Origin of the sequence: Granulicella arctica, from assembly GCF_025685605.1 — a bacterium.
Taxonomy (GTDB): domain Bacteria; phylum Acidobacteriota; class Terriglobia; order Terriglobales; family Acidobacteriaceae; genus Edaphobacter; species Edaphobacter arcticus.
In genome coordinates this window covers 742,725-754,617 of sequence record NZ_JAGTUT010000001.1, presented here as the reverse complement: position 1 = coordinate 754,617, position 11,893 = coordinate 742,725, and the positions used below count along the sequence as shown (strand labels likewise).

12 protein-coding genes are annotated in these 11,893 nt (G+C 57.2%); 7 read left to right on the top strand and 5 right to left on the bottom strand.

All coding sequences use genetic code 11. The features are described 5' to 3' along the window. The first annotated feature begins 58 nt into the window (after nt 1-58). From OHL20_RS03065 to OHL20_RS03055, 3 genes are read left to right on the top strand one after another with little or no spacing between them, the layout of a single operon-like run. On the top strand, nt 59-226 hold the full coding sequence (locus OHL20_RS03065) for a hypothetical protein (protein WP_263381744.1): 168 nt from the start codon (nt 59-61) through the stop codon (nt 224-226). 38 nt (nt 227-264) lie between these two features. Continuing rightward, complete coding sequence (gene guaA / locus OHL20_RS03060; protein ID WP_263381743.1) at nt 265-1,824, top strand: glutamine-hydrolyzing GMP synthase; 1,560 nt, start codon at nt 265-267, stop codon at nt 1,822-1,824. Nucleotides 1,825-1,870: 46 nt separating this feature from the next. Then, nucleotides 1,871-3,400 (top strand): MFS transporter, encoded by a 1,530-nt coding sequence (locus OHL20_RS03055; protein ID WP_263381742.1) that lies wholly within the window; start codon nt 1,871-1,873, stop codon nt 3,398-3,400. Between the two features lie 41 nt (nt 3,401-3,441). On the opposite strand, the gene OHL20_RS03050 is transcribed toward OHL20_RS03055, so the two are convergent. From OHL20_RS03050 to OHL20_RS03040, 3 genes are all read right to left on the bottom strand, one after another. After that, nucleotides 3,442-4,449, bottom strand: a complete 1,008-nt coding sequence (locus OHL20_RS03050; RefSeq protein WP_263381741.1) for a tagatose 1,6-diphosphate aldolase — start codon at nt 4,447-4,449, stop codon at nt 3,442-3,444. 91 nt (nt 4,450-4,540) lie between these two features. Next, the gene (gene nth / locus OHL20_RS03045) at nt 4,541-5,320 is read right to left on the bottom strand and encodes an endonuclease III (RefSeq protein WP_263381740.1); all 780 of its coding nucleotides are present in this window, start codon (nt 5,318-5,320) and stop codon (nt 4,541-4,543) included. 3 nt (nt 5,321-5,323) lie between these two features. Continuing rightward, nucleotides 5,324-6,157: a chlorite dismutase family protein gene (locus OHL20_RS03040; RefSeq protein WP_263381739.1), complete on the bottom strand. Its 834-nt coding sequence runs from the start codon at nt 6,155-6,157 to the stop codon at nt 5,324-5,326. 77 nt (nt 6,158-6,234) lie between these two features. On the opposite strand from OHL20_RS03040, the gene OHL20_RS03035 reads away from it, so the two are divergent. After that, nucleotides 6,235-6,864 carry a DedA family protein gene (locus OHL20_RS03035; protein ID WP_263381738.1) on the top strand — a complete coding sequence of 210 codons (630 nt, stop codon included), beginning with the start codon at nt 6,235-6,237 and terminating at the stop codon, nt 6,862-6,864. Nucleotides 6,865-7,141: 277 nt separating this feature from the next. Further along, the gene (locus tag OHL20_RS03030) at nt 7,142-8,482 is read left to right on the top strand and encodes an inositol-3-phosphate synthase (protein ID WP_263381737.1); all 1,341 of its coding nucleotides are present in this window, start codon (nt 7,142-7,144) and stop codon (nt 8,480-8,482) included. Nucleotides 8,483-8,556: 74 nt separating this feature from the next. On the opposite strand, the gene yihA is transcribed toward OHL20_RS03030, so the two are convergent. Next, nucleotides 8,557-9,168: a ribosome biogenesis GTP-binding protein YihA/YsxC gene (gene yihA / locus OHL20_RS03025; RefSeq protein WP_263381736.1), complete on the bottom strand. Its 612-nt coding sequence runs from the start codon at nt 9,166-9,168 to the stop codon at nt 8,557-8,559. 86 nt (nt 9,169-9,254) lie between these two features. Next, the gene (locus tag OHL20_RS03020) at nt 9,255-10,121 is read right to left on the bottom strand and encodes a hypothetical protein (protein ID WP_263381735.1); all 867 of its coding nucleotides are present in this window, start codon (nt 10,119-10,121) and stop codon (nt 9,255-9,257) included. 219 nt (nt 10,122-10,340) lie between these two features. Here OHL20_RS03020 and OHL20_RS03015 point away from each other — a divergent pair, with 219 nt between their 5' ends. Both OHL20_RS03015 and OHL20_RS03010 read left to right on the top strand, forming a co-directional pair. Next, nucleotides 10,341-11,192, top strand: coding sequence for a fumarylacetoacetate hydrolase family protein (locus OHL20_RS03015; RefSeq protein WP_263381734.1), 852 nt, complete (start codon nt 10,341-10,343; stop codon nt 11,190-11,192). Further along, the gene (locus OHL20_RS03010) at nt 11,189-11,830 is read left to right on the top strand and encodes a putative signal transducing protein (RefSeq protein WP_263381733.1); all 642 of its coding nucleotides are present in this window, start codon (nt 11,189-11,191) and stop codon (nt 11,828-11,830) included. Before OHL20_RS03015 ends, OHL20_RS03010 begins: the two co-directional genes overlap by 4 nt. Nucleotides 11,831-11,893 lie beyond the last annotated feature (63 nt).

Here is an 11,893-nt window from a genome sequence, read left to right as displayed (position 1 = left end):
ACGAAGGATAAAAATAGCGTCTCAGTCTAAGTCTCTAATTTAGGTTGAGGAGCTCCGCATGTCATCATTCGGCATTTACGCTATCGGCGTCGTGATTATCATTGGTGGTCTGATCTACGTGGCAACGCTGGCACACGTGCACACGCAGTGGATCGTTGCTGGGGCGGTTCTTGTTGCAGGTGCCGGTATCATCGGCGCGGTGAACAACACGAAGCGGCCCGACTGACTTGGCTGGTCTCGGCGCTGGTTTAGACTTGAACCATCTTGGACACCTCTACTATTGTCATTCTGGACTTCGGATCGCAGTACACGCAGCTTATCGCCCGACGTATCCGTGAGTTCAACGTCTTTTCTGTCGTGTTGCCGTGTACGGTGCCGTTGGAGCAGATCAAGGCGCTGAATCCGAAGGGGATTATCCTTTCTGGCGGACCGTCGTCCGTGTATGACGTTGACGCTCCCAATGCGGATGTCGGCATGTTGACGCTGGACGTTCCCGTGCTTGGCATCTGCTACGGCCTGCAATTCATTACGCATCATCTCGGTGGAAAGGTTGAGCCGGCTCCAGCACGTGAGTACGGCCATGCTGCTGTTACCGTGATAGCGGAGACTCCGCTGTTCCGTGGGCTCCCGCAGACCATGGATGTCTGGATGTCGCATGGGGACGAGGCAAAGACGCTGCCCCCGGGCTTTGTGCTGACGGCACAGACGGCAAACGCTGTGGCGGGAATTGCGGACGAGGCGCGCAGGATTTGGGCGGTCCAGTTTCACCCTGAGGTGGCGCATACGCGTCAGGGAATGGAGTTGCTGAAGAACTTCTGCATGGATATTTGTGGGTGTGCAGCGGATTGGACACCAGAGCATTTCATTCAGACAACGGTGGAGCGGGTGCGTGCGCAGGTAGGCGATGGCCATGCGATCTGCGGCTTGAGCGGCGGCGTGGATTCGAGTGTTGCCGCGGTCTTGGTAGCGAAGGCCATTGGCGATCGCTTGACTTGCATTTTCGTGAACAACGGCGTGCTGCGTAAGGATGAGTTTGCGAAGGTGCAGACGACGATGCGGGAGCAGCTCGGGCTGAACGTGGTCGCCGTTGATGCCTCGGAGCGATTTCTGACGAAGCTTGCGGGTGTCACTGATCCGGAGACGAAACGGAAGGTGATCGGCGGCGAATTCATCTCAGTGTTCGACGACGAAGCGAAAAAGATCTTCGAGGCAGAGAAGCATGTTGGCGAAGAGGTGGCCTGGCTAGTGCAAGGGACGCTGTATCCCGACGTAATCGAGTCGAGCAGCGTGCATGGACCGTCGCACACCATCAAGAGCCATCACAACGTAGGTGGTTTACCGGCGGACATGAAGCTGAAGCTGATCGAGCCGCTGCGGGATCTCTTCAAGGATGAGGTACGGCGGATCGGGCGCGACCTGGGAATGCCGGACGAGATCATTGAGCGTCAGCCGTTTCCAGGACCTGGATTGGCTGTGCGAATCCTGGGTGAGGTAACAGCAGAGCGTGTAGCAATTTTGCAGGAGGCGGATCAGATCGTCGTCGACGAGATCAAGAAGGCTGGGCTGTACCGGAAGGTGTGGCAAAGCTTCGCGGTACTGCTGCCGGTGAAGTCCGTGGGCGTGATGGGGGATCAGCGAACATATGCGAACACGTGTGCAATCCGCGCCGTAGAGAGTGAAGACGGAATGACGGCGGACTGGGCGGCACTCCCGTACGAATTGCTCCGTACAATCTCGAGCAGAATTGTGAGCGAGGTAAGGGGAATCAACCGGGTGGTGTACGACATCACGAGCAAGCCGCCAGGCACCATTGAGTGGGAGTAAGCTCAGGCTGACAGCAAGAGTCCCGATGAACCGTGACTGAGGATAGATGACGCCTGCCAACGGCTCTGAGGTGAGCAGAGGGACACGAGCTAGTGCGGGAGTAATTGTGCTCGCGGCCACGATTTTAGGCTCGAGCATGGCGTTCATTGATGGGACGGTTGTAAATGTCGCTCTGCCCGCTCTACAGAGGGATTTACACGCTACGGTGATGGATGTGCAGTGGGTGGTTGAAGCATATGCCTTGCTGCTCGCGTCACTTCTCCTGGTCGGCGGGTCGCTTGGGGATCTGTATGGCCGCCGGCGGATCTATCTTCTTGGTGTAGGGTTGTTTGCTTTGGCTTCGGCGGGGTGTGGTCTCGCTGTCTCCACCGGCTGGCTGATTGCTGCGCGTGGGCTGCAAGGTCTTGGCGCGGCCCTGCTGGTACCGGGCAGCCTGGCGCTGATCAGTGCTTCATTTGCAGAAAGCGAGCGTGGGCGCGCGATCGGAACCTGGTCGGCGTTTACGGCCATCACCACGGCGGTTGGACCAGTGGCGGGCGGGTGGCTGGTGCAACATGCGTTGTGGCGATGGGTGTTCTTTATCAACCTGCCGCTGGCTGCGGTGGTGATCTGGCTAACAGTGTGGCGCGTGCCTGAGAGTCGTAATGAGCACTCGGGTAAAGGGCTGGACTGGTTCGGAGCGATCTCGGCTACTGTCGGACTTGGCAGCATTACCTTTGCGCTGATCGAAGCGCAACGAGGCGGACTGGCCATATCTGTTGCGTGGGTCGTGGGTCTAACGGCTCTCGGAACGTTTTTGGTGGTGGAGGCGCGGTCGAAGATCCCCATGATTCCGCTGGGGCTCTTTCGGTCGCGTGCATTCAGCGGGGCAAATCTGATCACCTTCTTCTTGTACGGAGCATTGAGTGGTGTATTGTTCTTCTTTCCGCTCGATCTGATACAGGTGCAGCATTACTCCGCTACGGCAGCCGGTGGTGCATTGCTGCCGCTCATCCTGTTGATCTTTGTACTCTCACGCTGGTCGGGCGGCCTGGTCGTGCGCTATGGAGCACGACTGCCGCTGACAATTGGGCCTCTGATTGCGGCAGTGGGATTGGCATTATTCATGCGCCCCGGGATTGGTGGATCGTACTGGACTACATTCTTTCCGGCGGTGCTCGGGTTGGGTTTAGGGCTGGCGATCTGTGTCGCTCCGCTGACTACCACGGTGATGTCCTCATTGCCTGAGGAGCAGGCTGGCGTTGCTTCCGGCGTTAACAATGCCGTTTCGCGCATTGCGGGATTGCTAGCGGTGGCTGCACTGGGATTGGTCCTGTTTGCTGGCTTCAATCAAGAGCTGAACAGGCGTCTTGAGGGGATGGGGCTGTCGCCGGTACAGCGACAGGCCATTGATCGACAGCGCTCGAAGTTGGCGGGTATAGAGACCGATGATGTGCGGATAGATCTCGCCGTGGATGAGGCGTTTGTGGCGGGATATCGCCGGGTGCTGGCAATCGCCACCGGCTTGGCGCTAGCGAGCGCGGTGTGCGCATGGCTGATGATCGAAGGACGATCTGTAGAAAAGCAAAACGCCTGACGCTGAGGGGCCGTCAGGCGTTTGTTCAGGAGCGAAGCGACTCAGCCGAGTTCTTCGAGGCTGGTAGCACCGAAGCGTGTGTACCAAGGGGTGGCAGCTTCGAGAGCTTTGTTGACGTTCTGGATGTTCTCTACGCCCGTGGTCTCAAGCCAATCCTTGAAAGCTTTGGGTCCTTGACGAGCGAAGATTGGAACTCCGTCGGCCCAGGTCGCCCGGCCACAGAGAACTCCATTGAACTTGGTACCGGATTCGCCTGCAAGAGCAAGGGTCTCGATAAAGACTGGATTCGAGACACCGGCCGATAGGTAGATAAAGGGTTTGTGCGTCATCTGCTCAGCGTCGCGGAAGTGCTGAAGAGCTTCAGCGCGGGTGTAAGCCTTCTCACCCTTGTAGGCCTTTGTTCCTTCAACGAATGCCATTTGGACGGGAACTTCGACCTTGAGAACATCTACGTTGTAACGGGCCTTACCAAACTCCGCCATAGAGCCGGAGACGATTGCAGGCTTTTTGAGAGCGTAGCCGAGGGATTTTTCGTCACCGCCGTCGGTATCGTAGCCAACGAACTCCAGGAAGAAGGGAATGTCATGGGCGAGACACTCGTCGCCGATGCGCTCGATCCAGGCATGCTTCAGGTCGTTAATCGAAGTCTTCTCAAATGGGGTGTAGTACAGAAGAATCTTGATGCAGTCAGCGCCAGCCTCCTTGAGGCGACGTACGGACCATACGTCGAGCAGGTCGGGCAGTCGTCCGGGAGTAGCGGAATCGTAACCCGTCTTCTCATAGGCGAGCAGGAGACCGGCAGAGTTGCGAAGCTTAGTTGCAGGAAGGCCGTACTCCGGGTCAAGCAGAATGGCGGAAGAGTACCGAGTGAGAACGTCGGTTACGAGTTCCTTGAACTCTTCGAGATCGTGAAAATCAGAGGCCGCACCGCGCTCTTTGGCGATGGATTTTTGAAGCGAGCCGCGCTGATCCATAGCTGCGGCAGCGATGACGCCGCGGGCGTCTGAGACAGCCTTCAGTCCGGCAAGTTTTCCTGGGGTCAGCTTCATGTCAATCGTCTCCTAAAACCTTTGATGCTACAGTCGCGATTTTACAGCGTCTGTACTGAGGAAACTGGAATGGCCGATTACCGTGCGCAAGTCAGTGGGAAGACCAGATCTTATCGCCAGAGTTGCAAAGCTTCTCGAGGGTGCAGTCGGCGCAGCGGGGTTTGAGGGCGATGCAGATCTGCCGACCGTGAAAGATGATTTCGTGGGAGTAATCGATCCAATGGTCGCGAGGGATGATCTTAACGAGGTCGCGCTCAATTTTTTCGGGGGTTGTCTCCTGGGTGAGCTCTAGACGGCGCGAGATACGAAGGACGTGTGTATCGACGACGATGCCATCGGCAATCTCAAACCAGGAGCCGAGGACGACGTTGGCAGTCTTGCGAGCTACCCCGGGCAGGGTGAGCAGCTCCTCCATCGTTTGAGGAACCTTGTTGCCGAAGTTTTCGACGACAGTGCGCGCGGCTCCCTGGATGGATTTCGCTTTGTTGCGGTAGAAGCCGGTGGTGCGGATTAGCTCTTCAAGTTCGGGCAGGGACGCCGCGGCCATCGCTTTCGGTGTCGGAAACGCTGCGAAGAGCGCCGGAGTAACGATATTTACGCGGACGTCCGTGCACTGCGCCGAGAGGATGGTAGCTACGGTCAGCTCCCATGCGCTGCGGTGATTGAGGGCGCAAACTGCATCGGGATATGTCTTGCTGAGTATGGCGAGGATTGCAGTGATGCGCTCGGGAGCGAGCGGCTTCTTCGTCTTGCCGGTGCGCTTCTTTGGGGCGGTTGACACAGTGGCGGCGATGGCCCGCGCCTTCGCCCCGACTGGAGCGGAGTGGATGGCGCGGACCGGCTTTGCCGGGACTGAAGACTTCGGTGCCATGGACTATCCCAGGCGATCAAGCATCTCGGCTGCAGGCAAGCGGACGCAGCTGAAGATCGGCGTATCTTGCAGGGTGTAGATGCTGATCTCTGTCTCGCGGAGCTGCTGGACGAGGTCGAGGAAGTCCTCGGGAAAGTTGGTCTCGAAGGCCACGACGAACTCCTGGTCATCGATGCCGAAGGAGTACGTAGTGTTGAGCTTGACGCGCGGGTACATCAGGCCGACGCGAATGTGCTCGTCCATAAGGCGCTTACGCTCAGTAGCGGGAAGGAGATACCAAGGGCGAGTCTTCCAGAACGGATAGATAAAGATGTACTTTTGGCCTCCGGGACGGATTGCTCCGCGACCTTCGCCTTCGCTCTCATCCTCGCGATCGATTTGGTACTGTGAGCGCTTGGTCATGGCGACAAAATTATGGGGAGAGTTGAGATACCCGCCGAGAGGAGTTCCCATCAGCTCGCTACGCATGCGGTTTAGCTCTTCGACTGCATATCCGATAGACCAGACGCACATGTCAACATCGCCGCGGGTTCCGACGGTGGAGTAGGTGAGGGAAAGAAACTCGCCGGGCTTATTCCACTTGGCAAGCACATCTGCGAAGGCCTTCTTATGTGCGGCCTTCTCCTCGGCGGGCAGGCGACGCCATTCGGGCATGACCTTGTAGAAGCTAAAGCAGACAATTTGGCGCTTTACAGGCGGCTTTGAGGGATCGTGCGGGGCGGCACCATAGCTGCTTGCAGGACGTCCGACTGAGGTGGGCGCCACTACTGCTACAGATGAAGCTGAAGACGATGCGGAAGCCGAACTGACGGCCTCGGTGGTTACGGAATCTGCCATGGTTCGATTGTCTCCCGAACCGTCAGTTGCTGGCAAAACAGCGTTCCCAAAAGTGGACCCGTTATACTGCACGAGCCATGTCAGAAAAACTTCTTGCCCTCCTTATAGGCTTCATTGTCAGCGGCGGCTATGCCAGTGTTGCCTTGCTCATGGCGATCCAGTCTGCCTGTGTCCCGATTCCGTCTGAGGTAATCATGCCTCTGGCCGGATACGCGCTGGCGACAACGCAGTGGAAGCTCATTATCCTGGCCACCGTGGCTTCGCTGGCCTCGAATATAGGTTCAATTCCGGCATATTGGGTAGGCGCAAAGGGCGGTCGACCGATGGTCGAACGATTCGGCGGCTACGTTCTACTAAGCCGGCGAGACCTCGACCTGTGTGAGCATTTCTTTGCGAAGTACGGTTCGATTACGGTGTTGATCGGGCGCATGCTGCCGATTGTTCGGACGTTCATCGCGCTGCCAGCCGGTATCGCAAAGATGAACCAGTTTCGCTTCCATCTCTACACCTTCATTGGCTCGTGGCCATGGTGCTACGCGCTGGCTTATGTGGGGATGAAGCTTGGAGCGCAGTGGGATACGAATCCCCAGTTCAAAGCAATCTTTCATCGTTTTCACCTTGGCGTGGAGGTTCTCCTGCTCGCTGGCATCGTTTGGTTTGTGGTCTCGCACTGGAAGAATCGCATCCGGGTTGGAGAGTCAGTTTAGCGACGGGTAATGTGCATCAGCGAGCGACGTTTGCCCCGCCGCTCACGACGCCTGGGGCAGACATTTTGAGGTATTCGTCTCGAGCCTGTTCTACCTAAACTCCTCTCTATTTCGAGTGACACCTCTAGTTGCATGGTGCAATAGAAATGCGGGTTTAGCAGCTTTCCGCTAAGTTACCGGTCACGCTCTTCCCGGTTTGCGCTGGTGCTTTGCGACGGGTAATACTGACCTGTCCGAGCCTGCTCGGAACATCGCAGCTAGAAGGAAATTGCCAAAAATGTCTACACCAGAAGCCGCTGGACGTGAGGCGGCCAGCATCAAGCCCGCCACCGGAAAACTTGGCGTCATGATCCCCGGGATGGGAGCCGTTGCTACTACCCTGATCGCCGGCGTCGAAGCTATACGCAAGGGACTCGCAAAGCCTATCGGATCAATCTCGCAGATGGGCACTATTCGGTTGGGAAAGCGCACCGATGCAAAAAGTCCGCTGATTAAAGACTTCACGCCTATCGCGCAACTCGACGACCTGGTCTTCACTGGGTGGGACATCTTCGGCGGCAATCTCTACGACGCTGCGAAGACGGCCCAGGTGCTCGACCGTGACCAGCTTGAGTCCATCCGGCCGTATCTGGAATCCATCGAGCCGATGCCGGCGGTCTTTGATCAGCATTACGTCAAACGGCTGACCGGAAAGAAGATTAAAACCGGCAAAAATAAGTGCGATCTTGCGAACCAGATTCGCAATGACATCGCAGAGTTCAAGACGAAGACGGACCGCCAGGTAATGATCTGGTGTGGGTCGACCGAGATTTTCCTGCAGCAGACGGCGGTTCACCAGACTCTGGAGGCGTTTGAAAAAGGACTGGTTGAGGATGATCCAAATATCTCCCCGTCGATGCTCTATGCCTGGGCCGCCTTGAAGGAAGGAATTCCGTTTGCGAACGGTGCTCCGAACCTTACCGTCGATATTCCTGCGCTCAATGAGTTATCGAAGAAAATGAACGCACCGATCTGCGGCAAGGACTTCAAGACAGGACAGACTTTCATCAAGACGGTGCTGGCGCCTGCGTTCAAGACGCGCATGCTAGGTGTGGCGGGGTGGTACTCCACTAATATTCTCGGCAATCGCGATGGCGAAGTTCTGGACGATCCTGAGTCGTTCAAGACCAAAGAAGAATCGAAGCTTGGCGTGCTCGATATCATCCTGCAACCGGAGCTTTATCCCGATCTGTACAAGGATCTGTACCACAAGGTGCGCATCAACTATTACCCGCCGCGTGGTGACAACAAAGAGGGCTGGGATAATATCGACATCTTCGGCTGGCTCGGCTATCCGATGCAGTTGAAGGTGGACTTTCTCTGCCGCGATTCGATCCTTGCAGCGCCGCTTGCGCTCGACCTGATTCTCTTTATGGATCTTGCAGCGCGAACGCCTAGCCTGTGCGGACTTGGTATCCAGGAGTGGCTCAGCTTTTACTTCAAAGCGCCAGATTCAGCCAGGGGCGTTTACCCGGAGCATGATTTGTTTATTCAATCGATGAAGATGAAAAATACGCTACGGCACATTATGGGTGAAGATTTGATCACGCATCTCGGCCTTGACTACTACGGAGACTAACGCCGATATCCAGATAGGAGGGCGGCCCGAAGTACTTTCGTGGTCGCCTAATATCCAAGGCATGCCGCAGGCAGTTAGCCGGCGACCGCCATAAGGCGACCCCAGAGCGCCTTGGTTCCTGCATCAGTCTTGGCGGAGATAGGTAGGACCTCGTCGATCTCGTGGAAGCGCTTCAACGCGGCAATCGACTTCGCGAGAACATTGTTGGAGAGTCGGTCGGCTTTTGTTCCGACGACCAGATACGGTCGCTGGGTCTGTTGAAAGTAGTGGATCAGTTGCGTATCGCTTGGCTGGGGAGGAATGTTGGTATCGACCAGACAGATTCCGAGGGCGAGTGCCTCTCGCTCGGCGAGATAGGGCTCAATGAACTTCGGCCACTCCGCCGAGATGGACTTCGAGATCTTTGCATAGCCGTAGCCGGGTAGATCGGCAAAGATGAGCGTGGGCTTTTGCTTCATCTTCTCGCCGGCGCCCTCATGCAGGGCGAAGAAGTTGATGGCACGGGTACGGCCCGGGGTCGAGGAGACGTGTGCCTCTTTCGAGCCCAGAAGAGCATTGATCAGGGAGGATTTGCCCACATTCGAGCGGCCGAGAAACGCAATCTCCGGTGCACCGTAGGTCTTCGCCTCGCCAGGGAAGTGGGCGGCGTCGGTTGCGGAGAGAAGGAATACAGGGGTTAGACGCATGCTTTCATCTTAGTCGTTCAAAGCTGATCTCAGGATTAAACAGGAACGGCGACCCGCAGGCCGCCGTCCTTTCAGTGCAAGCGCTGCTATCGAACCGAGATCGCTTCCGTGAGCGTAAAAGTCACTGCAGACTCGGAGGGGATGACGACATCGCGATTTCCTGTGTAGGCCGCACCTGCCGTACCTGCACCGGCACCAGCCAGTCCTCCGATGAGGGCTCCTTTTCCGCCTCCTGCAATACCGCCGATGATGGCTCCAAGACCACCACCGCCGCCAACAAACCCTGCGGTACGCTTGCCACGACCTTTGTTGACTGCCTCATACTCGGTCGTGCTTACGCGAGTTCCCCCGATGCGCGTCAGTTCAATCGCCAGATCGCCAGCACCCTTGAACCGGCCCTTGCCCTTCGCAGCAGCGATCACACCATACACCTGCGTTCCGCGGGCAAAGACCACTTCACCACTTGCAGTAGTGACATCACGGCGCAGAACGCCCGTAAACGTATCTCCTGCGTTGTTCCTACTTGCGCTAAGCGTCTCTGTGATGGTGACAGGAATTGCTGCTCCGCTTCGGACCACTCGCAGGACGGGCGGGGGTGGCGGGGGTGCCTGCCTCTCAACAGGGGCAGGCTGGGTCTGGGTCTGAACTGCCTGCGGAGCGGGCGATTGTTGCGCCTTCTCCGCGCGGGTCGACCCTGCCGGGTAGGTGACGGAACCGTCAGGATTTGTGATTGAGCCGTCAGCATTCCTAGTAGGCGTCTGTACAGGTGCAGAAGGAATTGTGCCAGCCGGATAGGTAATCGAGCCATCTGCGTTCGTTATGGAGCCGTCAGAGTTGCGCACTCCGGCAGCAGGCGCAGCAGCATGTTTGCACCCGCTCAGCACCAGGGCAAAACTTAGAAGAAGTGTCGCGGGAATCGTCGTACGGCGGAATGGTGCAATGCCCAGAATCATGGAATCTATCTCCCAAAAGGATGTGACGGTCGGACGGAACGATCAGTTGTCCCGCGAATGATTGCAGCTTCGCCTTCAGTGGGTTGACGGTGTAAAGCCCGCAACATCGAGAGACGAGTCTCTCCCGGTGCTGCTGATGAATCTAACATCGACTGGCGCGGTATGCTCTAGGTACGTTGTTGCCATCAATCCGATCGTTACCTTTGGAGCTGCTCACGCATGAAATTCGTTACGTTTACCGCTGCCACTTCTCCTGTTCCCACGCCGGGTGTTCTGGTGAATGAGAATGAAGTCGTTGATCTTTCCGGCTTGGGCTATAAGACGGTACTAGCCTTGATTGAAGATGGATCGAAAGGGCTCGACGGCGCGCAGGCCACCTTGCAGACAGGCATACGTATTCCGCTGGCTGATGTTACGCTGCATGCGCCTATACCACGCCCGCCGCGAATCTTCGCCATCGGTCTGAACTATCAGAGTCACGCGGCTGAGTCGAAGATGGCGGTGCAGAAGGTGCCAACGGTCTTCATGAAGCTCTCGAGTTCCGTGGTTGCTACCGGAGAGCCAATCGTGCTGCCAAAGATCAGCACGCAGCCGGACTACGAGGCGGAGATGGCATTCGTGATCGGGAAGCCTGGATATCAGATTTCTGCAGAATCGGCGATGGAGTACGTCTTCGGTTACACGATCGTTAATGATGTGAGCGCACGCGATGTGCAGCTTGCAACGTCACAGTGGACCTTGGGCAAGTCGTTTCCAAGCTTTACCCCGATGGGTCCGACAATTACGACTGCCGACGAGATCGCTGATCCACACGCCCTATCGATTCGACTGACGATCGATGGCGAGACACTACAAAACTCGAACACAAGCGATCTGATCTTCAAGATTCCCGCGCTTATTGCGCATCTTTCCAGCTTGACGCCGCTCGAGGCTGGCGACATCGTGAGCACGGGAACACCCGAGGGTGTTGGGCTTGGGCGTACTCCGCAGCGATGGCTGAAGCCGGATGAGGAGGTCGTAATTACCATTGAAGGCCTGGGCGAGCTCCGCAATAGAACGGTGGCCGAGTGAGCTTCAGCACGAACGATGCGGCCCCTGACTACGTTGCTTTGGCCTTGCAGATGCAGCAAATGGACGATGCAGCGGTAGAACGTCTAGGCGCGGAGTACGGCTCACTGACGGATGAGATGCAGGCGTTGGTGCGGGCTGAGTTTACCCGAAGGTCGCTCGAGATTCCTTTGGTCGCGGATGAAGAAGAGCCACTTAGCGGAGTGACGGTGCTTCGACGCTACCGCGATTCCTCCGAGGCGGCGATGGCACGAAGTGCGCTTGAGTCAGCCGGCATCGACTGCTTCCTGCGCGATGAGAATACGGTGCGGATTGACTGGCTTTGGTCGAACCTGATGGGCGGCATTCGTCTGCAGGTTGCTGACCGGGATGTCGAGGCTGCGGAGGCGATTCTGTCGCAGCCGATTCCAGAGTCGATCGCTGTGGAAGGCGAGGCGGACTACGAACAGCCGCGTTGTCCGCAGTGTGGATCACTCGATATCAGCTCTGAGACGCTGGATACGAAGGTCGGCGCAACGTCGATCCTCCTGCTTGGCTTTCCGCTGCCAAGTCCGGTGACGAAGGACTCGCGGCGATGTCACAAGTGCGGCTGCAACTGGACGGACGATGTCGGCGAGAGTGGTGAGACGCCGATAGGCTAAAATCGGAGCTTCCAGTAAACAAACGCCATGGGAACGCTGAGCAGGAAACTCCCGCTGTGCTGT

Bases quoted from the DNA above. Each gene is read 5' to 3' on its own strand.
- OHL20_RS03065 (WP_263381744.1), top strand. From the start codon at position 59: ATGTCATCATTCGGCATTTACGCTATCGGCGTCGTGATTATCATTGGT.
- OHL20_RS03055 (WP_263381742.1), top strand. From the start codon at position 1,871: ATGACGCCTGCCAACGGCTCTGAGGTGAGCAGAGGGACACGAGCTAGT.
- OHL20_RS03050 (WP_263381741.1), bottom strand. From the start codon at position 4,449: ATGAAGCTGACCCCAGGAAAACTTGCCGGACTGAAGGCTGTCTCAGAC.
- nth (WP_263381740.1), bottom strand. From the start codon at position 5,320: ATGGCACCGAAGTCTTCAGTCCCGGCAAAGCCGGTCCGCGCCATCCAC.
- OHL20_RS03040 (WP_263381739.1), bottom strand. From the start codon at position 6,157: ATGGCAGATTCCGTAACCACCGAGGCCGTCAGTTCGGCTTCCGCATCG.
- OHL20_RS03035 (WP_263381738.1), top strand. From the start codon at position 6,235: ATGTCAGAAAAACTTCTTGCCCTCCTTATAGGCTTCATTGTCAGCGGC.
- OHL20_RS03030 (WP_263381737.1), top strand. From the start codon at position 7,142: ATGTCTACACCAGAAGCCGCTGGACGTGAGGCGGCCAGCATCAAGCCC.
- yihA (WP_263381736.1), bottom strand. From the start codon at position 9,168: ATGCGTCTAACCCCTGTATTCCTTCTCTCCGCAACCGACGCCGCCCAC.
- OHL20_RS03020 (WP_263381735.1), bottom strand. From the start codon at position 10,121: ATGATTCTGGGCATTGCACCATTCCGCCGTACGACGATTCCCGCGACA.
- OHL20_RS03015 (WP_263381734.1), top strand. From the start codon at position 10,341: ATGAAATTCGTTACGTTTACCGCTGCCACTTCTCCTGTTCCCACGCCG.